Genomic DNA, 23,684 nt, shown 5'->3' on the forward strand with positions numbered 1-23,684 from the left:
GGGCGGTTTCCCTAGCCCCTAGTCCCTAGCCCCTTGTCCCTGCGGTTAAAACTGCTTCAAGAACCGCAGGTCGTTCTCGAAGAGAAGCCGCATGTCGGCAATGCCGTACTTGAGCATGGCGATCCTCTCGATCCCCATGCCGAAGGCGAAGCCGGTGTACTGCTCGGCGTCGTAGCCCACGTGACGGTAGACTTCGGGATCGACCATGCCGGCGCCGAGAATCTCGAGCCAACCGGTCTCCTTGCAGACCCGGCACCCCTTGCCGCGGCAGATGACGCAGGCGATGTCGACCTCGGCAGAAGGCTCGGTGAAGGGGAAGAAGGAGGGACGCAGCCTCACACCGATGTCAGATCCGAAGAGCTGGCTGGTAAACAGGGTCAGGATCCCTTTCAGGTCGCCGAAGGTGATCCCCTTGTCGACCATGAGTCCCTCAACCTGGTGGAACATGGGCGAATGGGTCGCATCGGAGTCGCAGCGGTACACGGTCCCCGGGGCGATGATGCGCACCGGCGGCGGCTGCTTCAGCATGGTGCGCACCTGGACCGGCGAGGTGTGGGTACGCAGAAGCACGTTCTCGGCCACGAAGAAGGTGTCCTGCATGTCGCGCGCAGGGTGATCCTTCGGGAAGTTGAGCGCCTCGAAGTTGTAGAAGTCGTGCTCGATCTCGGGGCCCTCGGCCACACCGAAACCAAGCGCGGAGAAGATGGAGCAGATCTCCTCGGTCACCAGGGTGATCGGGTGCTTGGAGCCGGTCACGCTGCGGCGGCCCGGGAGCGTCACGTCGATGCGCTCATTGGCCAGACGCTCGTTTTTCACCTGCTCGCGGATCAGCGAGGCGCGGCTGTCGAAGGCCTCCTCAAGCTGCCCCTTCACGGTGTTGACCACCTGGCCGATGACCGGGCGTTCTTCAGGGGTAAGCCCCCCAAGCCCCTTCATGACGGCGGTCAGCTCGCCCTTCTTGCCCAGGTACTTGACCCTGAGTTCCTGCAGCCCGGCCTCGGTAGAGGCGGCTGCCAACTCGGCCAAGGCATCCTTCAAAAGTCCTTCGAGTTTTTCCTTCATGATTTGACCCTTGATGCGTGGAGTTGTGTGGCTAGGTATCAGGCAACCAAAGCTGCCGGCTTCCCCCCCCCTACCCCCTCCCGCAATGGGCGGGGGAGAAAAGCGGCGAAAAGCTAACCCTGTGTAAATACACCATTGGATAAAAAAAAGAAATGAGATATCGCTATCTCATTTCTTTTTCGATGCCCGCGGTATGTATTAGAAGCTGGCTTTGGCAGCCGCCGCGATTGCTGCGAAACCTTTCGGATCGGAGACGGCCAGGTCGGCCATCACTTTCCGGTCGATTTCAACCTTGGCCACTTTGAGGCCGTGGATCAGTTTGCTGTAAGACAGGCCGTTCAAGCGGGCCGCAGCGTTGATCCTGGTGATCCACAGCGAGCGGAAGTCCCGCTTCTTGACGCGACGGTCGCGGAACGCGTAGTTAAGTGCGCGATCCACAGCCTCGGTCGCGCTGCGGAACAATTTGCTCCTCGCGCCGCGGTAGCCCTTGGCAAGCTTCAATACCTTGTTTCTTCTCTGTCTCGCTTTAAAACCGCGCTTTACTCTTGGCATACATACTCCTTCTGGTTTTTAATTTGCCGGATCCGCAAGGGGAGACGTTTCCTCACGGTTCTCGGACTTCGTCAAAGGGACAGGCACCAAAAGGTGTCGATCCCTGGTAGTACAGTCTCCGGAACGAGAAACGCAGACAACAAAAGAGAGCCCGCAGGCTCTCGTAGGTTCTGTTTGTTCTAGTCCCTAGTCCCTAGCCCCTAACCCCTGGGTTACTTGTAGGGAATCAGTGCAGCGATGTTCTTGTGATCGGAAGCAGCAACGATCGCGCCCTTACGCAGGTTACGCTTGTTCTTCCTCGTCTTGCTGGTGAGGATGTGGCTGGTGAAGGCGTGATTCATCTTGATTTTGCCTGTGCCGGTCTTGCGAAAACGCTTGGCGGCGCCCCTATGGGTCTTCATTTTAGGCATTGGTTACTACTCCTTTTCCTGGTGGTGTTTATTTTTTTGCCTTGGGGGCGACGATCATGAACATGCTGCGCCCTTCCATTTTCTGGCGTACTTCCACTACGGCGATGTCGGCGAGTTCGGCGGTGATCCTCTCCAGGGCGGCCATGCCGAGTTCCTGGTGGGTGATCTCGCGGCCGCGGAACACGACGGTTATCTTCGCCTTGTTCCCTTCCTCGAGGAAGCGGCGCACGTGCTTCACCTTGAACTCCAGGTCGTGCGTGTCGGTCTTGGGACGGAGCTTTACTTCTTTAAGCTCGACCTGGATCTGCTTCTTCTTGGCTTCCGCCTGTTTCTTGGCCTGCTGATATTTGAATTTGCCGTAATCCATGATGCGGCAAACCGGAGGTACGGCGGTCGGCGAAACCTCTACCAAATCCAGTTGCTGGCTCTCGGCCAGCGCCAGGGCCTCGCGCAGCGGAAGGATTCCCAGCTGCTCGCTGTCGGCACCTACTACCCTTACTTCTCTGGCCCTGATGGTCTGATTGATGTTGACTGTAGGTTTAGCTATGACGCCACCTCCTGTAGCAAGCTTTTATCTGAAGCTCTTGGTTTCTGACTCGATGAACGAGACAAACTGTTCCGGGGTCATGCCGTCGAGGTTCTTGCCATCGCGGAAGCGCGGTGCCAGAAGGCCGCTTTCCACCTCTTTATCCCCTACGACCAGCATGTACGGTATCTTCTGCAACTGGGCCTCACGGATCTTGAAGCCGAGTTTTTCGTTACGGAAATCCTTTTGAACGCGCACGCCCGCAGCCCTAAGCGTATTGAAAGCGGCTTCGGCGTACGGGATCTGGTTATCGGTGACCGTAAGAACGATCGCCTGAACCGGTGCGAGCCAGGTCGGGAAGTTACCTGCGAAGTGCTCGATGAGGACGCCGATGAAGCGCTCGATGGCACCCAGGATAACGCGGTGCACCATGACGGGGCGCTTCTTTTCACCGTTCGCATCGACATACGTGAGGTCGAAACGCTCGGGCAGGGTAAAATCGCACTGGATTGTAGCACATTGCCATCTTCTGTCAAGGGCATCGCGCAGCTTGATGTCGATCTTGGGACCGTAGAAGGCGCCGTCGCCCTCATTGATTTCGAAGGGGCGGCCGGAATCTTTCAGTGCCGAGAGGAGCGCACTGGTGGCAAGTTCCCAGGCATCGTCGGAGCCGATCGACTTCTCCGGACGGGTGGAAAGCTCCATCTCGTACTCGAAGCCGAAGATCCCCATGACGTCTTTGACGAAGCCGAGTACACCCTTGATCTCGGCATCAAGCTGGTCCGGAGTGCAGAGGATGTGGGCGTCGTCCTGGGTAAAGCCGCGGACGCGCAAAAGGCCGTGCAGCACGCCGGCGCGCTCGTGACGGTGCACGGTGCCCAGCTCGAAGTAGCGCAGCGGCAGGTCGCGGTAGCTTCTCAAGGAAGACTTGTAGATCATCATGTGCGCGAGGCAGTTCATCGGCTTCACGCCGTAGCCCTGCTCGTCCACCGTGGTGAAGTACATGTTCTCGCGGTAGTTCTCGTAGTGGCCGGAACGCTGCCAGAGCTCGGTCTTCAGGATCTGCGGACCCAGGACGATGTCGTAGCCGCGCTTTAAGTGCTCTTTGCGCTCGAAGTCTTCGAGGATGGTACGGAGCATGGCCCCTTTCGGGTGCCAGATGACCAGACCCGCGCCGACTTCGTCGTTGAAGGAGAAGAGATCGAGTTCGCGGCCCAGTTTCCTGTGGTCGCGTTTCTTGGCCTCTTCGATGCGGGCGAGGTACGCCTCGAGCTCCTTCTTGTCGGTGAAGGCGGTGCCGTAGACGCGCTGCAGCATGGCGCGCTTCTCGTCGCCGCGCCAGTAGGCACCCGCGATGGAGGTGAGCTTGAAGGCCTTGCAGAAGGAGGTGCTGGGCAGATGGGGCCCGCGGCAGAGGTCGGCGAAGTCGCCCTGGCTGTAGAGCGAAACCGTCTCGGCGCCCAGGTCTTCGATGAGCTCGACCTTGTAGTCCTCACCCATCTTCTTGAAGAGCGCGATGGCCTCGGCGCTGGACATGACCGAGCGCTCGATCTTCAGGTTCGCCTTGGCGAGTTCTGCCATCTTGGCTTCAATCTTCTCGAGATCTTCCGGGGTGAAGGGATGATCCACGTCGAAATCGTAGTAGAAGCCAGTCTCGATGGCGGGACCGATGGTAACTTTCGCCTGCGGGAAAAGCGCCTTCACCGCCTGGGCCATCAGGTGGGAGGTCGAGTGCCGAACGATCTCCAGCGCCTCGGGGCTCTTCTCGGTGATGATTTCCACCTTGTTGCCGTCGGCAAGCTTGGTGTTGAGGTCGACCAGGTTGCCGTCCACCTTGCCGGCGATGGCAGCCTTGGCGAGACCTGCGCCTATGGAAGCCGCCAGATCGTAAATCGTGGCGTCTTTCTGGAGGGATCTTTCTGAACCGTCGGGAAGCGAAACCTTAATCTGATCCATGTCAAGCCCCTTTGTACAAACAGAAAGAGGCATCGAAACTCGATGCCTCCGTCGAACCTCGCTATGAAGGTTTTCTTTGATGGTAGGCGCGGGCGGTTTCGAACCGCCGACCCCTAGCGTGTCGAGCTAGTGCTCTACCCCTGAGCTACGCGCCTGCTTTGCTGCTTCGTGGAACTCGAACTTTGTACCAATTCGCTAATACAAAGTCAACACTTTTTCTCGGGACGCTCTTTTTTTCTCATTGGACATTGCTTCCCCTCCGCACCCCCACCGGCACCTTTGACTAACCCTACCTGAAAATTCTCAGGAAATTACGGAGTTGCTTTACAAATACATTTTTTGTCATATATTTCCTACAGCACTCTGCGTTGAGCACCCATAAACAAAAAAGCAGCCACACATTCACTCATTCCGCCGCCTGCAGCATCAGGGTCAACCCCGGTAGCACCTGGTATCACCCGTATCCTTTACCGTCTCACCCGTCGTCGTCTGTCAGGCCATGTACAGTAAGGAGAGAATCATGTCGAAGAATATCGTCTTCTGTGCGGATGGAACCTGGAACAGTCCCAGCCAGGACGAGAACCACGATCAGTTGCCGGATCAAACCAACGTGTACAAACTCTTTCGGATGCTCGAAGGCGAGCTGTCCGCTCAGACACCGGATAATTCCAAAGAACAGGAGAAGGTGCTTACCTCGGGCACCATCATCCGACAGGTAGCCAAGTACCTGCATGGTGTGGGTGATGACAGCAACGCCCTAACCCGCCTGCTCGGCGGCGCCTTCGGAGCCGGGGTCATCACCCGAATCGTGCGCGGCTACACCTTTATCTCGCGCAACTACAAGCCCGGGGACCGCATCTTCATCCTCGGTTTCAGCCGCGGGGCCTATACCGCACGTGCCCTGGCCGGATTCATTGCCAGCCAGGGGCTGCTCTCCCCTTCCCTGGCCGCTAATAAAGAAGATGCCTACCGCGCAGGGGCCCAGGCCTGGTACCGCTACCGCGACCAGTGCGCCAGACCGGACTTCTGCGCACGGCTTGCCGAGGTGGCCACAAATCTTCCCGCCTTTATCACCCGAGCGTCTCTCGAAGCAACGGATTTTGCCGCCGTGCCCGAGATCGCGGCCGTTGCCGTGTGGGATACCGTAGGTGCCCTGGGAATCCCGCTCTTCGTCGGCGACGCCCGCATGGACGCTTTCCGGTTCTGCGACACCAAGTTGAGCGATAAGGTCACCTGGGGGTTGCACGCCCTCGCCCTGGATGAGCGGCGCTGCGATTTCACCCCCACCCTGTGGGATACCCGGGAGCAGATCAAGCAGGTGCTCTTCCCGGGGGCCCATGCCGACGTGGGGGGCGGCTACCCGACGCTGAACACCGAGAGCAACCTCTCCGATGGCGCCCTCGAATGGATCCTGGAAGAACTTCTTGCGCTCGGTTTGATCGCAAACGACCTGGCATACCCCGACTTCTTCCCGAGTGTGGGCGGTGTGGCACACCAGCCTTGGCGCGGCACCTTGTACAAGACCGCCGCGCGGGCCTTCCCCGAGGACCTGGTGGGGCACCATTCCCTGGCGCTTCGTACCAGACTCACCGAGGTGCAGTCCGACCCGGGGGCAGCGGCGGCTCCCTATCGACCTGAGAACCTCCCCCGCGATATCTGCACCGTCGGCCTCGACCCTGTCACTCCAGACACCGCCGGTATCTGCGCTCGGTGCGTGTTGCGGGATTGACCGACAGTCGACCAGGATTTCACCAGCCACGCAAGGATCAGCCATGGGCAAGAACATCATGCTATCGTGCTGTGCTCGGACGGTACCGGCAACCAGGATATCACGAGCCGCGCGACCAACCTCTTCATGATCTCGCGGGAGCCTGCACCGCGAGTAACCAGTCGATGCGCGGAGAAATGCAAGGCGTGGTTCGATCCGGGAAAGGGTCCGACTACGCCTTTTTCGCCCTCACCCTCCTCTTGTTCGGCACTGTTATCACCATGCTGATCCTTTCCTGGTGCTACTGTGACACCAGTGCCTGTGGCTGCTGGCTGGGCTCTGCAGGAGCCGTACTCGCGATCTTCCTGTTGGGAAGTGCCGTGATTCACCGGTGGGCCGACCAGTCGATACCGCCCTTTGCAAGCACTACACAGCTTTCTGGCATAAATTGAGAGGCCACCTGCGCAGGATGCTGGCAGTTCCCTGACAGGTACGACCACCTGCTGATTGAGAGAGTCCCTCCCGAGAGTGACAATCTGTCAGTTCTCCACTCCCCCTCTCTGTCGTTCTCACTTCGTCCACTGCATCCCTATAATATATTCATCCGGTTATTTTGAACTATCCCGTAATCCTGTTGCCTTTTAGCTTAAATCGCACTATAAGCAGAATCAGTCAAAAGCGAAGACATCGTAGGCACTGGAGAAGCAATGAAGATTGAGTGTCCCTCCTGTCATCTCACCGGAACCATCAACGAGGTAGAACTTCCACCCTATGGGCGCCGGATGAGCTGTCCGCGCTGCAAGCACGAGTTCCACGTCGAAAAACCCGCCGCGCCAGCTGCCAATGCACGCCTGATGAACAGTTGCCCGGCCTGCCAATACTCCACCTTTACCGAAGAGATGTTTGCCGTCTGCCCCAAGTGCGGCATGAGCGCCGAGCAGCACCAGTCGCTGGCCCGCAAGCAACAGGAGCGGGAACAGGACCGTCGCAACCAGGAGGCGTTGCAGCGCTCGTACCGAAACCCTGACCTGGTGGTGCCCACGCCGCACGATGCGCAGCAAGCAGCCGAGACTCCTCGCGCTGCGAAACCTGTCGAAATCACCTCATGGAGTTGCCTGGCTGCCGGCGCCATCCTCTTTTTCTATGCCGTCTCCGGCATCGTCAAGTACTACAGCCGCGACTGGCAGGCGATCCTTTCCGAACCGGTACTGGAGCCGTTCTCCAAGTTCTACGTGTTTGCCCATCTGGGACTGGTCCCTTGGCTGGTGCTCTTGTTCAGTCTCTATCTCTGCTGCGCAGCCTACCTCTTTGGAAGGCTCAAGGACGGATCGCTGCGGCGCCTGACGGAGGCCGCCTGGTTCGGCGCGGCAGTTGCCGCCGTACACCAGTCGGTCGCCTTCTATGACTGGGTCACCATCTCCTCGAGCAGCCCGGGGTTCTCCTACTACGCGATAGGCATCTTCAACGCGCTGTTATTTATGGCGCTGCTGACCGCTCCCTGTGCCGTCCTGCTCTGGGTCCTGAGAAGCGACCTGATCACTCGCGAGTTCCGCTAGGCGGACCGGTCCGCGTCGGCCCTCCTCTGAAAGCCCCGGCAGTCTCCGCAGAGCCCCGGATTATCCTTGCAGAAGCAGTGTCCTTCGGCTAGATTCAGTGGACCCGTCGGTCCCCTGTCCGAACCGGGCCACCTACCCCCGAGGAGATCCCATGCTGAAAAACGTCGTCACCGCGTGCCTGGCCGTTACCATGTTGCTTTCCCTTTTCCTGGTACCGCAGGCCCTTGCCTCCGAGAGTGCCGCCGGCAACCTCCTTGGTTCCTGGAGCATCACGCACCGCCCGGTAAACGGAGCAGGCAAGCCCTGTCCTTTCATCCCCGAGGGGATCGAGTTCTTCAAGGATCAGACCCTGGTGATGTCCAACATGCCCGGCCGGCACTTCCCGTTCAAGTTCGAACTGAGCGCCGAGGAGCGCAAAGCCATCGAATCGAGGTCTGCAGAGTTCCAGGGTAAACAGCTCTTACTGGTGAAGCCCGTGCCGAACATGCCCTGGGAGAAGACCCCCATGGCCTACGCCTACTCGGTTACCGCAAACGAGCTTACCCTCGAGGTACTCGGCTGGGAACCGGCAACCTTCAAACGCAGCAAGTAAGCAATGGTCCCAGTACCTGACAAAGGCCCTACCGCGAGGTAAGGCCTTTTTTGCGTCAGCGCCATCCCGCTCCCTTGCACAACCGAGGAACCCCTATGGTCTTGTCCCGTATATCCCCCCTCCTGCTGTTGCTGTTCACCCTGACCGCAAGCGCCTGCTCCACGGTAAAACCATCCCTGACCGCGCAGCCCCCGGATGCAGCACCGTTTCGATCGGCCCTGCCCAAGGAGCTCTCGAGCATCAGCGTCCCGATAGAGGCCTCCGCCGAGGAAATCGGCAGGACCCTTAGCAAGGTAGTGCCCGCACGCCTCTACCAGGGAGCAACCAAGACCGTCGGGATCAGCGCGGACCTGCGGCGCAACGGCCCCATCGAGGTCGCGGCACAGGACAATGCCCTGTTCCTTACCCTCCCCATCACCGCTTCGCTCAGCTATGCCGGGTTCCAGACCCCTCCCCTCCCCCTCAAACTACGCTTTCGTGCAGCTGCCAGCATCGGCTCCGACTGGAGGGTAAGCGTGGACCTCCGCTACCTGGGACTTAGCGAACTGCTTACCGAGCAGATCGGCAGTGGGCCGTTTGCCATCAAGCCGCGCGCGGCTATCGAAGGGTTGACCCAGCCGCTGCAACAGCTGCTCAGTAACCAGGTCAACAAGCAGCTCAACGACAGTTTCTCCCTGAAAGCCAAAGTTGCCCAGATATGGGACACCGCCCAGAAACCGATCTTGGTGGACCGAAAGCTGAATGCCTGGCTGAAGCTTTCACCCCGCGAGGTAACCCTTTTTCCTCTCAAGGCGCAGGGCAACCGGGTGAGCCTGGCAATCGGGATCATCACCTATGCAGAGGTGGTGCTGGGGCAGCAGCCCGAGACCGGTGCGCCGCTCCCCCTGCCGCCGCTCAGGCTGGTCAACAGTCTGGACCGGACCTTCCGGCTTACGGTCAATGCCGATCTCTACTACAAGGATCTCAGCTCGGCAGCCGCCCCGTTTCTGCTCAACAAGGAATTCAACTCGGATGGAAGAATGATCGTCGTGAAGAGTTTCGAGGTGTACGGTAACGGCGACAGGTTCGTGATCAAGGTGGTGACCGAGGGCTCACTGGACGGCACCTTTTACCTCACCGGCAAGCCGCGCTTTAATGCCCGCAGCAAAGTCCTATCGGTCGAAGAGGTGGACTTCGATCTGCAGAGTAAAAGCCTGCTGGTACAGTCGGCGGACTGGCTCCTGCACAGCACCATCCGGGATCGGATCCAGGATAGACTGAACCTCGACCTGTCACGGCAACTGGAAGAGTCGCGGGAGTTGGCAGGAAAGGCGATCGCACAGCGCAAACTGCTGGACCAGGTAAGTCTCAAGGGGGAGATCAAGACGTTGAAGATTGGTGAGTTTCTGCTGGGGCCGGACAGGATTTCCTTGCAGGTCGTGGCGGAGGGAGAATCGGCGCTGGTGCTGCACTGACAGGGATATACAAGACTGAACCTGAACAGGGATAAACAGGATTGAATCTAAACAGGGATGAAGGGGATGAATGGGATAAAACCTTAAAAACGAGGACGGGACCTACGGAGCCTTCACACTCAAACTACGACATTAAATGGGTAACCTAGAACCAGAAACGAAGAAAATAGAACCTAGAACCTGACGCTGAGCAGTTCCTGCGCAGCGGCCAGAACCTCGTGCACGGCGATTTCGGAGAGGCAGCGGGCGCCCTCCGGGCAGCGCGGCGTGGTGCCGAAACGGGTGCAGGGGGAACAGGCAAGATGGCGGTTGACTATGCGGTGCTGGTCGCCGCGGGGTCCCCATTTGGCCTCCATGCCGGGACCGAAGAGTGACACGGCAGGAACACCCAAACCGACCGCAATATGCAGTACTCCCGAATCTCCCGAAATGAGCAGCCGGGTCCTCGCAAGGACGGCCGCACTTTCGACGAGGCTGGTCCGGCCCGCCAGGTTAAGACCGCCGCAACCTGAGACGATCAATTCCCCTTCCTCCCGGTCACCGGGGCCGCCAACCACCGCAATACGGAATCCTGCCAGAGTGAGCCGCTGGGCAAGTTCGGCAAAGCGCGCAGCCCCCCAACGCCGCTCCGGAATACTGGCACCGGGAAAGATGGTGACCAGCCGCCCCTCGTCCCCCCTGAGCAAGGCCTCGGCACGGACAGCCGCCTCGTTGGGGACGGTCAGAAAGGGCACGGTGAAGCTCTCCGGGGCAGTGATTCCCAACGGCGCCAGGAGCTTGAAGAAGCTGAAGAGTTCGTAGTCATCGTGCGAGTAGGGAACGCCGTTGGAGAAGAGGCGCTTGCGGTTGTTGGTAGCGTACCCGATGGAAAGCGGCGCACGGGCCAACCGCGCCACCACCGCCGAGAGGCGGTGCCACTGCTCAGTATCGATGACAAGGTCAAACCCGCCCCGCAGCACCTCAAGGAGATCGCCCGGCCTGTCGTACAGCATCAGCCTGTCCACCTGCGGACACAGAGCAAACGTCGCTCCGTTGCGCCCTTCGGCCAGCACCACCAGTTCGGCATGGGGATAGCGCTCCTTCAAGGCAGCGAGCGCGGGAATCAGCAGGACGGCGTCGCCGATGCCGCCGGGCCGGATCACCAATAGGCGCTTTGGCGTCACGGTTTCCGCGGCACGGGGAGCAGGAAGCATGGCAGCCGCAACCCCGCCGATGAGCTTGTCGATCTGCTTCAAAAGTGCGATGCGCACGCGGTTACCCCTTGCCGTTCCAGGTCGGTTCTACCCCACCCGCCAAGATCCGCTCCACCACCTCCACACCCTGCATGAAGCTGTGGTCCATGTTGCCGACCTCGTACCTCCAGGCTCCGAACCTGCCCCGTGAATAAATGCCGCGCTCTGCCAGGTAGGGTTGAATTGCAGCCAAAGCCCGGTCGCGCCCAAGCGTCGGCACCGGGTAGGAGTACGGGATGTCGATAAGGTAGCGGCTCACCACCTTCCCCCGCTCCGGTATTGACAGCAACCCGGTATTCACCAGTCCCAGCTCCGTGGTCTCCACGATGCGCGCCTTGTCCTCGGGCTTGTGCTGCGAGTAGGTGGTTTCACACATGAGCGCACTGAAGCGCTCGGTTGCGCCACCAGGGACATTTGCAGAGGCGTAGTTGTGGAAGTTGGTGACCCGGTAGAAGGGAGAGTTCGACTCGGGGAAATACATCCAGCACTTGGTGTCGTTGCGGGGCGCCTCAATACCAAGACCTACGATGAGCCCGCTGTTGTGCACCAGGTCGCGGGCTGCCTCGTGCAGTTGCTCCGGGGCGGCGCAGGCTGCGACCAGAAGGTCGAGCGGCGAGGTGTTGATCAGGATGTCGTAGTTCTCGACGCGGCCGTTGGCGAAGCTGACCTGCTTCAGGTCGGTATCGACGGATACCATCGCGTGCTGCAGGTGGATCCGGTCCCGGAACTTCGCGGAAATCCCCTCATAGATCGCGCCAGTGCCGCCGGCCTTGGGGAACTTGAAGGTGTTGTTGGGACCCCAGCTCAAATCGTCGCGCTTTTCGGCGATGTTGCGCTCTATCCGCGCCAGGTCCACCACGCTCACCCGTTCGGCAATCCACTGTTTGCTCATCTGGGAGAGCGGCACGCCCCAGACCTTGCGGTTATAGGGTTCCATGAAGTGCTTCACGATCCCCGCGCCGAAGACTGCGTCCATCCAGTCCCGGAAGTGCAGTGCCCGGTCCGGCGCCCCCGCAAGATTTTTAAGCCCTTCCACGCACTCCTTGAGGGCATGGTCCGGCAGGTAGCGCACGTTGTTCTGGAAGGGGTACGGGACCCAGGTCTCAAGGATGCGCACCCAGCTTTCCCGCAGGTGTTCGTGGTACGCCTCGCCCAGAGCATCGGCGACCGCCCGGTCGAAGTAGTCGTAGTGCGAGAAGAGCACGTGCCCGCCCACGTCCCAGGTGAAGCCGGCAGGGTCGACAAAGGAGGCCGAGAGCCCCCCGACATAGGACTCCTTTTCGAAGAGCTGCCAGTCGGTTTGACCCAGTTTTTCCAGATGGTAAGCAGCACCCAACCCGCAGGGGCCGGCGCCGAGGATGAGGATCTTTGTATTCATAGAGTCTGAGGTCGAGACTAGTTAAGGGTAAACGAAGGACTTTCGACAACGGTTAGCAGATCTGTCAAGACAGCAGCACCTTCACCGAGAACATGCTGAGGCGCTGATCTTCAGTACCGCGAATAGATACTCCAATACAGCTTCGCAACCAGGCTATCGTTGTCGTTGAGCCAGCGGCGCAGGCTTTCGACCCGGTGCCCGCCAAGGAGCAGTTTTATGCCAACCACCAGGACATCGATGTAGAGGAAGGGGTACCTTACCAAACCCTGAACCAGCAGTTTCAATGCCTGGCCACTTTTCCCCGCATGCACCGATCGGTCGGCATTAAGGCAGTAAATTTTTGCCAGCCGTTTGCGAAGTGCCCAAGCGGAGACACCAGCCGCATTTTTCTGCACCGCGGCAATCTCGTTGTTCAGCATCCTCGGTATGTTGAGGCTCATGTTGGAGCCATGCTGCCTGATCCACACCAGGTGCGCCGTCACTCCCGCAACTTGGGAAACCCTGGCCACCCTGAGCCACATATCGTAGTCTTCAGCAGATTTGAGTGAGGTATCGAAGCCACCGACCTGCTCAAGCACAGTTCGACGCACTATGACCGTAGAGGGATACATGAAGTTGTTTCGGCTGAATAGCTGCGAAAACTCGGGCAGACTCAGTCGCTCCAGAATGGCCTGGTTCTTCTGGGCCGCGATGGTCCCTCGGTCGTCGAAGGTGGCAAAGTCGGAAAACACCAACCCGCACTCCGGCAGATTGCCGAACACCGTGAGCTGGCGCTCAAGCTTCTCAGGCTCCCAGATATCGTCGGCATCGAGCAGTGCCACGAACTCGCCTCGCGACAGTTCGATCCCCTTGTTGCGTGCCGCGGAGAGCCCCTGGTTGTCCTGACGGACGTAACGCACCCGGGGATCCTTGAGGAAAGAGGCGGTAACCTCGGGGGTACTGTCGGTCGAGCCGTCATCAATTACCAGCACCTCCAGGTCCTCACAGGTCTGGCCGAGGGCGGAGGCAATGGCGTCACCGAGGAACTGCGCGGTGTTATAGCAGGGTACAATGACGGATACGGCAGGCGCGGAATTATCCTTCCCCGGTGGCATGTCCTGCACAATCACCCCCTTGAGGCACTCAGCCACCTGCGCAGGTCGTTGTACCGAATGAGACACTGACTGCACATGGTCAGGAAGAGATTGACATGCCAAGCAGACCGCACTCTGCTGCCATGCAGCCAAAAGGTAAGGCCGAACCGGTCCAATCCTCCAAAGCGGCGTATGTAGCTGACGGATTCGCCCAGGCTAAGGGGCGGGGCAAAGGGCCTGAGCACCGTTTCCCCTTGGTCACTGGAGAAGCGGTACTGCCCAAGCGCAAGCGCTTCGTCAGGGGTCGGGGTGAAGAAAAGTCGCTTCATCAGGGAGAACATGCGCTCGCGCAGATCGCTGCCACGGTGCCACCCGTCGGGTGAAAGCGCCTCGGCAAAGCTGAGCGCTCCGGCCCTTAAATGGCAAAGTCCCCAATCATCGATCCACTCGGAGCGGTCTTTAAGGACCGGGGCGTAGCTGCTCCCCTCGTTTCGGTAGCAGAGGGTGCTGCCGTGGTCACCGGAAGCAAAAAGCTCGGCAATCTGAACAAAGCAGGAGCCCAGTGCAAAGCGGTCGGAGTCCGAGGTCGGCGAGAACAGAAACGGATGCTTTAACTTGCCCGGCTGGGGCTGCTTCAACAACCCGAAGTAGAAGCCGCGTACTTCGGTCCGACAGCCGGTCTCATTCAACATCTTCTGCAGAGAGTCCTGCATATTGCCGAACCAGCCGAGATCGACCAGTGCCCAAGGGACCTCGTCGAACAACCCTTCCTGGCGCAGGTAACCCACCGCATCGTGCCGTAAATCAGCAGCCCGAGCCTTCACCCTGGTGGCAAGTTCGCCCGGCTTCACCAGAATCTCCCGGAGCAGACGGATGTCCCGATCATCGAAAACGATGTCCACGTCACGGTCCAGGCCATCGGCCCTCAAGGCTTCCTGTACCACGAGTGGGTCCAGCAGCAGCCTGCCGGCCAGCACCCGGATGGACAGGTGCGGGTCGGCGATGGTGATCCAGTACAGCTCCTGCTCGGTTATCTCAGTGAGCGCAGGAAGATGCCAGGCCTGACGCGAACCGTAGAGATAGCGAAGCTCCAGGTCCTCGTTGCGGAAAAGGACCTGAGCAAGTTCATGCAGGATCTGCCCGTCACGCGACACGAAGTAGAGCCTGCGGACCCCGGTTTCTCGAATACGCGCGGCGATCCAGAAGAGATAGGAAACAAAGACGGGCCCGGCTAGGGCAGCACCGAGTTGGTAAAGGGCCTCGTGGTCGGCCCGGGAAGGGCCACGTTCTTTAAGTCTGGCCAGTCGTGCGGCACCCGCCAGATACTGTCCGGCAAGGTCGCCTTCACCTAGCAAAATCTCCTCGTTTTTGGTGAGAAAGGCGCCCGTAACGTGGACCGCGGAGATCCCCAGCGCCTTGGGTACGGTGAAGTCGCTGTGTCGATTGTCGCCGATATGCCACAGTTCTTCAGGTCGGCACCCCTCATGCTCCAGCACCACCCGGAAAAGGCCGCCCCCCCCTTTGGTTTGCTGCTGCTCCGAGGAGATGTAGAGGGTATCCCCAGAGTCGAACAGTCCGAGTTTCTGCAACATCCCCTGGACTACGGAGCCGGGAAGGTACATATCTGAGACGAATATGACCTTTTTTCCCAGTTCGCGGCAACGCTCGACGCACCGCTTCAGGGCCGGCACAGCAAAAACCGACGCGGTCTCGAGTTCGATTTCCAGGTGGGCGATCCGGTCCGCGAGGTGAGGGTCGAGGCCATGAGACTGTGCCAGTACCTGATAGATCTCCCGCAGGGTAACCTCTGCAACGCCGTTGTTGCGGGCCGTACGCTCCGCAGCGATGCGGTAGGCGCAGAAGTTCTCTACGAAGGGACCACTCAGCGCTTCAAGCCGGTCGGCCAGGCACCGGGACATGATCTGGAAGATCCCTTTCGGTTGGGCGGTCACCCTGGTGAGGACGGTGTCGAACACATCGAACGACACGACCCGAACCTTTTCGGAAGCTATCAATGTCTCAAACATGGGATCGGATCCTGTCAAAGGTACCTGGCGACCCAGCCGAACCGGGTGCGAGACAACACCCTCTTGAAGTTTTGCCAGCTGGCAATGCTGTCGAAGCCCTCGTACTCCTTGACCAGGTTGACGAGAACCCCCAGCCCGGTTTTGTTCTGGCGCAGGTCTTCTCTTAGCAGCCGATTGCGAACCATCGCGTCGTAGGACTTGTGGGAGCGGTCACCTTGAAGCACCGAATTGCCGTAGGTCGAGGTCTGCTCCACCCGGTGGTGGTAGTTCGCCAACAGCTCTTCGATTACGTGGATGTCGTGTTCGAGCAGGAAGCGGAGATTGAAGTCCCAGTCGCCCAGCACCGGGAGGTTTTCATTGAAACCGCCCACTTCGTCATAGACCGAGCGCCGGAACAGAAAGGATATGGGAGGAAAGCTGTTACTTTTTGCCATGTCTACCAGATACACCACCTGCATCCAGCGGTTAAAGTCGTGCTTGCTGACGAATTCGCACACCCCGTTGTGAATCTTTTCCTTTACGAGCACTGACTGGGTAACCACTCCGCCGAACCGCTCACCGGCCGGACTGTCAAGGAAGCCTGCCGTGCGCTCCAGGAAGGTGGGTTGCCAGGAGTCGTCGTCGTCATGAATGACCAGGTACTTGCTCTGGCAGGCCGCAATACCAGCATTCGAGGCTGCTTCCATCCCCAGCGAGACTGGATGATGGCGCAGATTTACCTCCAGCTCACCGGATACCGTCGCGACGATCTCCTCTACGGGACCGGGGTCACCTCCATCGTTGACGACCATCCAGACAAAATCGCGCATCGTCTGCCGCCTAACGCTCTCAGCTGCACGTTGCAACAGAATCGGCCGATTCTTGGTCCTCGTTATCACGGCTACTTTTTTCATATCGGTACCTTTCCTCGCTGATTATTTCCGGGCAACTGCCATGAGATTGAGCGACAGCGGGATGTTTCTCCCCTCTTCACCCAGTTCAGCCAAAAGCTCCATGCGCCGCCACGAACGAACGACCTTGAGCCTCAAGGTCGACACGAACCGCGCCCAGGATTTGTACACGATCTTGAGCGGCCACTCTGCAGGAGCGATGGTGATATCCGAGAAGCCGGCCTCGCGCAGCAGATAATCCAGGGTGCATTCCGTGAAACTGGTTCGGTGGGTGGGGTCGATGTAGCGCATCCGTTCACCGACTACAGAGTTCGCATTAGGTACCGTGCAGATAAAGACCCCACCTGGCGCCAGTGCGGCGTGGAAGGTACCACACAACGCGGCTGCAGTCGCCGAATCGAGGTGCTCGATCACGTCAAGGCAGGAGATCACCTGGAATTCGTTCCCCAGTTCCCGGACAGCCTGTCCGTCCTGCCCGTGCATCACGTGATAACCGCGCTCGCGACAGGTGCGCACCATCTCCGGCTCGGCATCGAAACCGGCGACCGGCGTAAAACCGGTACGTGTCAGGTACTCGAGCATCAACCCGGTGCCGCACCCGGCATCAAGGGCGGGTCCGCGCGGGTGATCGTGGAGGGTGTTCCAGAAAAGCCCGGTGTAAAATTCGATCATTTTTTCCCGGTCCGCGTCGTCGTCGGGATGCCACCGGCGGTAGTGCGAGATATACGACATAGGATCCTCAACCAATGGAATAGCTGAAAGGCTGGTAGACTTTGGTACTTTGCGGATTGAAGTTGTAGAAATAGTCGACTTCGTGATTATGGAGCACGTCAAAACGCAGGCAGTTACGGTCCCAGAAGTACTCTTCGATCCGACCTCCCTGCCCCAGCCAGACCCCGATCGAGTAGGAACCGGGATAGAGGTTGAGGGCATCCACCCTGCAGGTCAGCTTCACCGGACAGTTCGGCTTCAGTTGGAGGTACTCGCGCTGCGGATAGAGCCAGAACAGGTTGTGCCCCAACTGATCGATGACCTCGATGCCGATCTGGGTCGACATCCCCCGCCGGGAGCACACCTCGACCACCACCTCGACCGGGTCTCCGATACGGACAGCCCCTCCGTTGCTCCCCAGAATTGTCACACGACTCGGCCAACAGTCGGCATCGGGGCGCACGGCGTCCGGCCCGGCCCCGACCGAGGAATCTAGGTAACATTCGATGGCCTGATCCATTGGCCCTGTCAGGCGAACCTCCCCCCGGTCCAGCACAACACCCCGGTCGCACAACTGCGCCAGCGCCTGAATGTTGTGGCTCACGAACAGGATGGTGCGCTGCTGCCGGGCGGAGATCTCCTGCATCTTGCCGAGGCACTTTTCCTGGAACTGGGCATCGCCCACCGCCAGCACCTCATCGACCACCAGGATCTCAGGCTCCAGGTGAGCCGCCACCGCAAAGGCAAGCCGGACGTACATTCCGGAAGAGTAGCGTTTAACGGGGGTATCGAGGAACCGCTCGATCTCGGCAAAGGCGACGATTTCGTCGAATTTCTTTTTGAGCTCCGCGCGAGACATCCCCAAAATAGCGCCGTTCAGGTAGATGTTCTCACGGCCGGTCAGTTCCGGGTGGAACCCGGTTCCTACCTCAAGCAGGCTCGCAACCCGCCCCCTGAGTTGGACCGAACCGGTGCTGGGCTCGGTTATCCGGCTGAGAATTTTAAGCAGCGTCGATTTTCCGGCACCGTTACGTCCAATAATCCCCAACCGTTCTCCCTGCTGAACCTCGAAAGAGACGTCACGCAAGGCCCAGAACTCTTCGGGGGCTCCGGTGTGCTCTCCCCCGGTTAAACGCCGCCCGATAGACCTCATCCCTTCAGTGAGCGTCTCCCGAAGCGTTGGCTGTCCCTGACCGGTGCGGTGCTGCAGGAGGTATTTTTTGCCGAGGTTATGTACGCTGATCGACGTCGACATACGCTACACCAGATCCGCAAAGCTGCGTTCCATGCGCCGGAAGAACACGATTCCTCCGATCAACACGGCAAAGACCAGCAAGGCCGAGACGAAGAGCCCTGCCCCGTTGATTTTGAAGGCGGGTCCCAAAAGGGCCCAACGAAAGCCGTCGATGACGCCGACCATGGGGTTCAGGTAGTAGAGAACACGCCACTGCTCGGGAACAATGGCACTCGAGAAGCCTACCGGGGACACGAAAAGACCGAACTGGACGAGAAAGGGAACGACATAGCGGAAGTCGCGGTAGCGAACATTGAGCGCGCAGAACCACAGGCTGACCCCGAAGGAGGCGAGCAAGGCCAGCAAGAAAAACAGCGGAAACAGGATGGCATGACCGTCCGGTGTGAACCCGTACCAAATCATGATCCCCGCCAAAATGACGCAGGAGATCGCGAAATCGACCAGATTCACCAGTATCGAACTTGCCGGGACAATCATACGGGGGAAGTACACCTTGGTAAGGAGATTGGCATTGTCGACCAGCGAGTTGCTCCCCTCGCTGAGGGCATTGGCGAAGAACTGCCAGGGGAGCAGCGCGGTGTACACCATAACCGGGTAAGGTATCCCGTTGGAGGGGAGCTTCGCCAACTTCCCGAAGACCACCGTGAAAACCAGCATGGTTAAAAGCGGACGGATCACACTCCAGGCGATGCCGATAGCTGTCTGCTTGTAGCGCACCAGGATGTCGCGCCAGGCAAGGAACAGGAACAGCTCTCGGTAACGCCAAAGGTCGCGCCAGTAGTGAGCGGCCCCCATTCCTGGCCTGATGGTAATTTCGTGCTGGTCGCCCATATCAGCCGTACCGGAACCCTTTCCTTTTAAAGATTGCCGCCAGCGCCCCTGCCAGGAACCCCAGGCCAAAGCGCCCCATCTCGCGGCTTCTGCGGCCAGGCAACAGGTAGAGCGGCGCGTGGCGGGAGCAACTGGCCAGGACCGCCAGCCACAAAACCAGCGGGTAGCGCCGCTTCAGACGGAAAAAGGACTGCCCCACCGCCATGGGCTTGCGGAAATTGCCGACCAGAAGCGGCGGGTGGTAGTACTCGAGGCCCGGGCAGTTCGCACTTTTGCGTCCGTCCATGACGAAACGGATCACGAACTCCACGTCCTCCTGACCGATGAACTGATCAACGAACCCGGAGAGGTCGGCCAGCACCCCGCGCCGATAGGCGGTGCAGCGGCTGGTCATGAAGTAGGGATCGTGATAGTCGTAGCGCCCCTCGACAACGGCGAAGCTGGCGCGGCCGTGGGGCACCAGGGCGTCGGCCTCGGGATGGGCGTCGAATTCCGCAAGAACCCGGCTCAGGAAGTCCGTTTGCAGCAGTACGGTGTCGTCGTCCAGGAAGAGCACAAACTCTCCCCGGCTTGCGGCCAGCCCGTGGTTGCGGGAATACCCCATGGAGCCGAAGTTTTCGGGGAGCGGAGCGTAGACGACCGGCAGGTGCTGGGCAAAGGCGTTCGCCATGGCCTTACCGGCGTCGGTGCCGTTACGGTCCTCAACCAACACCACTTCGAACTGTTCGCGGGGCAGATCCTGCTGGGCGAGCGAGTAAAGTATTCCCGACAGGAGGTCCAGCCGTCCGTAAAAGTTGATGACGCAGGAGAGCCGTATCCCGTCGCGAGCCGGGGGAACGCTACAGTCACCCTTCAGGTCGAAGGGGAAGGCCTGGTATAGTTTCCTGAGAATTGCCGTGCGCATCTATTCCACCTTCCTGCCTTTTTGCGGTACTCCGCCTTTAGCGACCGTACAATCCCCACCCGGTCATGGCTGCCCACAACACCCCCACGACGAAGAGCGGGACGTCGGTGAGCAACGATTCGGTCGGGTCCCCCCCCTGCCCGCTTTGCACCCTGAGAATCAGCCGCAAAAGCCCGAAGCAGCAAAGCGGCACCGTGTACACCAGGACGTGTCGGGCGATGACATACTGGGTATAGGTGACCAGTACCGCACCGCCGGTCATGTACATCGCCCCTTGCAGAAACCCCTCCGGATAGTGCAGCAAGGACTTGCGATGCCCACCCGCCTCTTCCCCCAGGGATTGCTTCTCGCCGAGCCTTTTTCCGGTAGCCAGAAATATGGCCAGCAAGAAGACCGAGAGAAAAAGCCACTCGGAGATCTCGATGCCGAAGGCGACGCCCCCTGCCTCGAGCCGCAACAGGAAGCCGGCGGCGATGCAGAAGAGGTCGACCACCGGGAGCTCCTTGAGCTTGAGCGAATAACAGGAGGTGATAACGAGGTACGCTGCCAGGACCTGAAGGAAAAGGGGCGAGATCTTGAGCGCCGCGACAAGCGCCACGACGAGACAGACCGCGCCAAGTAGCAGCGCAGCCCAAACCGGGACACGACCGGAAGCGATGGGACGGAACTTTTTACGCGGATGCCGGACGTCGCGCTGCCGGTCGAGAACGTCATTGAGGATATAGGTCGCACTGCTGCCCAAGGAAAAACTGACCAGCGGAAGGATCCCCTTGTACACCACACCCGGATTGAGCAACACTCCGCCGAGAAAGGGGGGGAAGAACAGCATCAGGTTCTTCAGCCACTGGTGCGGGCGCAGCAATCTTAGATAGTTTTTCAAGGCAACGATGGCGTGCTTACCTCATGAAAATTGCGTGGGTGCGAGTATGCCACAGCGCCGCCGCTTCGAGCAAGCGTTTCCCACGGAAAAGCGTGGAACCAGCGAAGAAACATCAGGGACTTACACCGCGGTCCCGGTGACGATCTCCAGAAAGAAATCCTCTAGGCTCTTGCGCCTTGGTTCGAGGAGCGTGATCTCAACTCCCTGAACGGCCAACTCCCCGACAGTCGTGGTCAGCTGCTCGCGCGGCACGTAGAGTTCGCGACTCCCCTCCCGATCTTTCAGCGTCAGCTGGTAGCCGACCACGCCTCGCTCGAGAACCGCCTCTACACGCTCCACACTACGAAGCTCCCCTTTGGTGATGATCCCGACGCGGTCGCACACCGATTCGACATCCGAGACGATGTGGGTACTGAAAAAGACGCATTTGCCGCGCTGTTTCAGCTCGGTCATGATCTCCTTGACGAGCGCACGTCCCACCGGGTCAAGGCCGCTCATCGGCTCGTCCAGGATATAGACCTCCGGGTCGTGGATCAGCACCTGGGCGATGCCGACCCGCTGCACCATACCCTTGCTGTAGCTGCGCATGGGGCGCTTGCGGGCATCCCAGAGCTGAAGCCGCTGCAGTACCTCTGCGCAGCGCTGCCCGAGCAGTCCTTCCGGCATCCCGAAGCTGCGCCCGACAAACAGGAGATACTCCTCGGCGTTGAGGTAGTCGTAGAAAGCGGGGTTCTCGGGAAGGTAGCCGACGTGCTTGCGGGCAGCGGCAGTGCCGATGTCCTCACCCATGAGGCGTGCGGACCCCGAAGAAGGGCGGATGAGCCCTAACAGCGTCTTGATGGTGGTGCTTTTACCGGCCCCGTTGGGTCCCAGGAATCCGAAGATTTCACCTTGGGCAACCTCGAGACTCAGATTCTTGAGTGCGTCCACCCGGGTCCATTTCTTTCCGGTATAGGTTTTGGAGAGCCCTGCTATTTCAATTGCGTTCATAGGATCCTCATTGCGGTGCAGACTTCGTTTTTTTGACTGGGGAGGCATAGTTGCTGGTGGTCTTCACCTTGCCGTCCGGATCCAGGTAGAACTTCCCGCCGTAGGGATCCCGAGGAACTTCGGGCAGGTAGCCCTGGCGCACCAGTTCCTCGACCGATTCGGCAGGAATGCCCGTGGCCTTGGCATAGGCAGCCGCGGCAACTTCGATGCTGCGCGCTTTTTTCAGGGCCTCGAGCCGCACCTGCAGGGTCTTTTTGATCGAAGGGTTGGTGGCGCTCAGCACCATGGTGTTCAGGTAGGCGATAGCGAGGTCGCTTTGTCCGGCATCGTTCAGGTACCGCCCGGCAAGGGTGGCGAAGAGCGGGTTCTTGCTCAACTCCGCGGCGCGCATGTAGTTGCTGGCGGCCTTCGGGTAGTCCTTCAGGAAGTAGCCGTAGTTGAAACCGGCGAAGAAGGGAAGGTAAAAGTCCCAGGTCCGGTACTTCATCCCGTACTCAAGGAGCGCATTGGCGATCTTGATCTGCTTCACGTCCCACACCAGGATCGACTGGGCGAAGTAGTAGTCGTCCATGTTGTAGGGGTCGAGTTTGACCGCGGCATGCAGCAGCCGGGACATGGCCTGGTAATCGGGGGGAAGCTGGAGCTCGTTATTGCGCTTTTCCGCGAGGGTCCCGAAGTAGAGCAGGACCTTGAGGGTAAGTCCTTCCGCGACCAGCTGTTTCTGGTCGGCCGAAACCAACTGCAGGAACTCGGCCTTGGGAACCACCCCCAGTTTCTCCTGCACGGGTTTTTGGTGCAGGTAACGAGCGAACGGGAAGATCAGCGCGAGATAGCACGCCACCAGGATGCCGGCGGACACGGACCAGACAATCGGCCTGGGCAAGGAACGATTGGCAGCCATCTATTTCATTTCCCTGCGCGAGAACAGCACGGTGGCAACCAGCAGCAGCATGGCCACATAGACCGCGAAGTACAACACGGTAAGGAGGGTCCCCTGGCCGGAGAGCGGCACGCCGTAGATCGCGTTGACCTTGAGATCAAAGGCGCTGAAGTTGGGGAGGACGTAGTACAGGGCGTTGGCACACTGGCGCAACAAAGGAGTCAACTTTTCGCCGGCCGGGCTTTGCACGTACTCGTAGACCTGCTGCGAAGCGCTCCCGACGAGCATGGTGGCTATGGTGCCAAAGACCGGGAGAAAGAACGAGGTGCTGACCGTGGAGAGCGCCACGGCGGCAGCTACCAGCAGGATGTATTTCAGGGCATCGAAAACGATGGCTGCAAACACGTTGCCCCAGACTACCGGGCGGTCCGGCGGATAGTTCCCCGCAGTGATGGAAACCACCACGCAGGCAACCACCCCAAGGACGAGTGCTGCAAGGAGCAGGAAAGCGGCAAGTCCCAGGAACCGTCCCAGGAGAAACCTGGTCCGGCTGATGGGGAGGGAGAGCACGCTAAAGGTGTAACGGCGGTCGATGTCCTTCCACAGCGAGGTCCCACCCAGAAAAACGGAAAGCAGCAGCAGGATAAACGATATGAGCGACAAGGAAAGCGTAATGGAAAGCTCGGTTACCTGGCGCATGGAAAGCTGACTTACCGAGGGGACCAAGGGGAGCAGCACCGCCGCCACCAGGATCCCGTGGAACACGCGATCCCTGAAGATCCCTTTGAGGGTGATCCGAAAGACTTCGAACATGTAG

At 59.6% G+C, this 23,684-nt stretch carries 22 protein-coding genes and 1 tRNA gene; 4 read left to right on the forward strand and 19 right to left on the reverse strand.

The annotated features are described in order from the left end of the window. Positions 1-45: 45 nt before the first annotated feature. From pheS to H7688_RS01530, 6 genes are all read right to left on the reverse strand, one after another. Positions 46-1,062 (reverse strand): phenylalanine--tRNA ligase subunit alpha, encoded by a 1,017-nt coding sequence (pheS, locus tag H7688_RS01505; protein ID WP_183359257.1) that lies wholly within the window; start codon positions 1,060-1,062, stop codon positions 46-48. Positions 1,063-1,260: 198 nt separating this feature from the next. Further along, entirely contained in the window at positions 1,261-1,614 is a 354-nt protein-coding gene (gene rplT, locus H7688_RS01510) for a 50S ribosomal protein L20 (RefSeq protein WP_183352787.1), read from the reverse strand. A 212-nt stretch (positions 1,615-1,826) separates the two neighbouring features. Continuing rightward, positions 1,827-2,024: a 50S ribosomal protein L35 gene (rpmI, locus tag H7688_RS01515; protein ID WP_183352788.1), complete on the reverse strand. Its 198-nt coding sequence runs from the start codon at positions 2,022-2,024 to the stop codon at positions 1,827-1,829. Positions 2,025-2,052: 28 nt separating this feature from the next. Then, positions 2,053-2,571 (reverse strand): translation initiation factor IF-3, encoded by a 519-nt coding sequence (infC, locus tag H7688_RS01520; protein ID WP_183359723.1) that lies wholly within the window; start codon positions 2,569-2,571, stop codon positions 2,053-2,055. A gap of 24 nt (positions 2,572-2,595) precedes the next feature. Continuing rightward, entirely contained in the window at positions 2,596-4,506 is a 1,911-nt protein-coding gene (thrS, locus tag H7688_RS01525) for a threonine--tRNA ligase (protein WP_183359258.1), read from the reverse strand. 80 nt (positions 4,507-4,586) lie between these two features. Then, a tRNA-Val gene (locus H7688_RS01530) sits at positions 4,587-4,661 on the reverse strand. A 365-nt stretch (positions 4,662-5,026) separates the two neighbouring features. On the opposite strand from H7688_RS01530, the gene H7688_RS01535 reads away from it, so the two are divergent. The 4 genes from H7688_RS01535 (at position 5,027) to H7688_RS01550 (ending at position 9,816) form a co-directional block, all read left to right on the forward strand. Further along, entirely contained in the window at positions 5,027-6,235 is a 1,209-nt protein-coding gene (locus H7688_RS01535; RefSeq protein ID WP_183359259.1) for a T6SS phospholipase effector Tle1-like catalytic domain-containing protein, read from the forward strand. Between the two features lie 686 nt (positions 6,236-6,921). Beyond that, the gene (locus tag H7688_RS01540) at positions 6,922-7,770 is read left to right on the forward strand and encodes a zinc-ribbon domain-containing protein (RefSeq protein WP_183359260.1); all 849 of its coding nucleotides are present in this window, start codon (positions 6,922-6,924) and stop codon (positions 7,768-7,770) included. A 151-nt stretch (positions 7,771-7,921) separates the two neighbouring features. Continuing rightward, complete coding sequence (locus H7688_RS01545) at positions 7,922-8,362, forward strand: hypothetical protein (RefSeq protein ID WP_183359261.1); 441 nt, start codon at positions 7,922-7,924, stop codon at positions 8,360-8,362. A gap of 95 nt (positions 8,363-8,457) precedes the next feature. Beyond that, positions 8,458-9,816 carry a DUF4403 family protein gene (locus tag H7688_RS01550; RefSeq protein WP_183359262.1) on the forward strand — a complete coding sequence of 453 codons (1,359 nt, stop codon included), beginning with the start codon at positions 8,458-8,460 and terminating at the stop codon, positions 9,814-9,816. 173 nt (positions 9,817-9,989) lie between these two features. On the opposite strand, the gene H7688_RS01555 is transcribed toward H7688_RS01550, so the two are convergent. The 13 genes from H7688_RS01555 to H7688_RS01615 form a co-directional block, all read right to left on the reverse strand. After that, complete coding sequence (locus tag H7688_RS01555; protein WP_246329671.1) at positions 9,990-11,066, reverse strand: glycosyltransferase family 9 protein; 1,077 nt, start codon at positions 11,064-11,066, stop codon at positions 9,990-9,992. Positions 11,067-11,070: 4 nt separating this feature from the next. Further along, complete coding sequence (locus tag H7688_RS01560; RefSeq protein WP_183359263.1) at positions 11,071-12,426, reverse strand: protoporphyrinogen/coproporphyrinogen oxidase; 1,356 nt, start codon at positions 12,424-12,426, stop codon at positions 11,071-11,073. Between the two features lie 110 nt (positions 12,427-12,536). Then, positions 12,537-13,556 (reverse strand): glycosyltransferase family 2 protein, encoded by a 1,020-nt coding sequence (locus H7688_RS01565; protein WP_183359264.1) that lies wholly within the window; start codon positions 13,554-13,556, stop codon positions 12,537-12,539. After that, positions 13,532-15,487 (reverse strand): HAD family hydrolase, encoded by a 1,956-nt coding sequence (locus H7688_RS01570; protein ID WP_183359265.1) that lies wholly within the window; start codon positions 15,485-15,487, stop codon positions 13,532-13,534. The genes H7688_RS01565 and H7688_RS01570 overlap by 25 nt, the downstream gene beginning before the upstream one ends. Positions 15,488-15,540: 53 nt before the next feature. Continuing rightward, positions 15,541-16,419 (reverse strand): glycosyltransferase family 2 protein, encoded by an 879-nt coding sequence (locus H7688_RS01575; protein ID WP_183359266.1) that lies wholly within the window; start codon positions 16,417-16,419, stop codon positions 15,541-15,543. 21 nt (positions 16,420-16,440) lie between these two features. Beyond that, positions 16,441-17,148, reverse strand: a complete 708-nt coding sequence (locus H7688_RS01580) for a class I SAM-dependent methyltransferase (protein WP_183359267.1) — start codon at positions 17,146-17,148, stop codon at positions 16,441-16,443. Between the two features lie 7 nt (positions 17,149-17,155). Next, positions 17,156-18,382 carry an ABC transporter ATP-binding protein gene (locus H7688_RS01585; RefSeq protein WP_183359268.1) on the reverse strand — a complete coding sequence of 409 codons (1,227 nt, stop codon included), beginning with the start codon at positions 18,380-18,382 and terminating at the stop codon, positions 17,156-17,158. 3 nt (positions 18,383-18,385) lie between these two features. Continuing rightward, positions 18,386-19,213: an ABC transporter permease gene (locus tag H7688_RS01590; RefSeq protein WP_183359269.1), complete on the reverse strand. Its 828-nt coding sequence runs from the start codon at positions 19,211-19,213 to the stop codon at positions 18,386-18,388. Position 19,214: 1 nt separating this feature from the next. Then, positions 19,215-20,117 (reverse strand): glycosyltransferase family 2 protein, encoded by a 903-nt coding sequence (locus H7688_RS01595; protein ID WP_183359270.1) that lies wholly within the window; start codon positions 20,115-20,117, stop codon positions 19,215-19,217. A 37-nt stretch (positions 20,118-20,154) separates the two neighbouring features. Beyond that, positions 20,155-20,997, reverse strand: coding sequence for a decaprenyl-phosphate phosphoribosyltransferase (locus H7688_RS01600; protein WP_246329672.1), 843 nt, complete (start codon positions 20,995-20,997; stop codon positions 20,155-20,157). A 120-nt stretch (positions 20,998-21,117) separates the two neighbouring features. Then, on the reverse strand, positions 21,118-21,987 hold the full coding sequence (locus tag H7688_RS01605; RefSeq protein WP_183359271.1) for an ABC transporter ATP-binding protein: 870 nt from the start codon (positions 21,985-21,987) through the stop codon (positions 21,118-21,120). 7 nt (positions 21,988-21,994) lie between these two features. Further along, positions 21,995-22,888, reverse strand: a complete 894-nt coding sequence (locus H7688_RS01610) for a hypothetical protein (RefSeq protein ID WP_183359272.1) — start codon at positions 22,886-22,888, stop codon at positions 21,995-21,997. Further along, entirely contained in the window at positions 22,889-23,680 is a 792-nt protein-coding gene (locus tag H7688_RS01615) for an ABC transporter permease subunit (RefSeq protein ID WP_183359273.1), read from the reverse strand. Between the last annotated feature and the right edge of the window lie 4 nt (positions 23,681-23,684).

The sequence above is a fragment of the Geomonas limicola genome (assembly GCF_014193675.1).
Classification (GTDB): Bacteria; Desulfobacterota; Desulfuromonadia; order Geobacterales; family Geobacteraceae; genus Geomonas; species Geomonas limicola.

Coding starts and splice junctions, on each gene's coding strand:
- pheS (WP_183359257.1), bottom strand. CDS start 1,062: ATGAAGGAAAAACTCGAAGGACTTTTGAAGGATGCCTTGGCCGAGTTG.
- rplT (WP_183352787.1), bottom strand. CDS start 1,614: ATGCCAAGAGTAAAGCGCGGTTTTAAAGCGAGACAGAGAAGAAACAAG.
- rpmI (WP_183352788.1), bottom strand. CDS start 2,024: ATGCCTAAAATGAAGACCCATAGGGGCGCCGCCAAGCGTTTTCGCAAG.
- thrS (WP_183359258.1), bottom strand. CDS start 4,506: ATGGATCAGATTAAGGTTTCGCTTCCCGACGGTTCAGAAAGATCCCTC.
- H7688_RS01535 (WP_183359259.1), top strand. CDS start 5,027: ATGTCGAAGAATATCGTCTTCTGTGCGGATGGAACCTGGAACAGTCCC.
- H7688_RS01540 (WP_183359260.1), top strand. CDS start 6,922: ATGAAGATTGAGTGTCCCTCCTGTCATCTCACCGGAACCATCAACGAG.
- H7688_RS01545 (WP_183359261.1), top strand. CDS start 7,922: ATGCTGAAAAACGTCGTCACCGCGTGCCTGGCCGTTACCATGTTGCTT.
- H7688_RS01550 (WP_183359262.1), top strand. CDS start 8,458: ATGGTCTTGTCCCGTATATCCCCCCTCCTGCTGTTGCTGTTCACCCTG.
- H7688_RS01560 (WP_183359263.1), bottom strand. CDS start 12,426: ATGAATACAAAGATCCTCATCCTCGGCGCCGGCCCCTGCGGGTTGGGT.
- H7688_RS01575 (WP_183359266.1), bottom strand. CDS start 16,419: ATGAAAAAAGTAGCCGTGATAACGAGGACCAAGAATCGGCCGATTCTG.
- H7688_RS01580 (WP_183359267.1), bottom strand. CDS start 17,148: ATGTCGTATATCTCGCACTACCGCCGGTGGCATCCCGACGACGACGCG.
- H7688_RS01585 (WP_183359268.1), bottom strand. CDS start 18,382: ATGTCGACGTCGATCAGCGTACATAACCTCGGCAAAAAATACCTCCTG.
- H7688_RS01590 (WP_183359269.1), bottom strand. CDS start 19,213: ATGGGCGACCAGCACGAAATTACCATCAGGCCAGGAATGGGGGCCGCT.
- H7688_RS01595 (WP_183359270.1), bottom strand. CDS start 20,117: ATGCGCACGGCAATTCTCAGGAAACTATACCAGGCCTTCCCCTTCGAC.
- H7688_RS01605 (WP_183359271.1), bottom strand. CDS start 21,987: ATGAACGCAATTGAAATAGCAGGGCTCTCCAAAACCTATACCGGAAAG.
- H7688_RS01610 (WP_183359272.1), bottom strand. CDS start 22,888: ATGGCTGCCAATCGTTCCTTGCCCAGGCCGATTGTCTGGTCCGTGTCC.
- H7688_RS01615 (WP_183359273.1), bottom strand. CDS start 23,680: ATGTTCGAAGTCTTTCGGATCACCCTCAAAGGGATCTTCAGGGATCGC.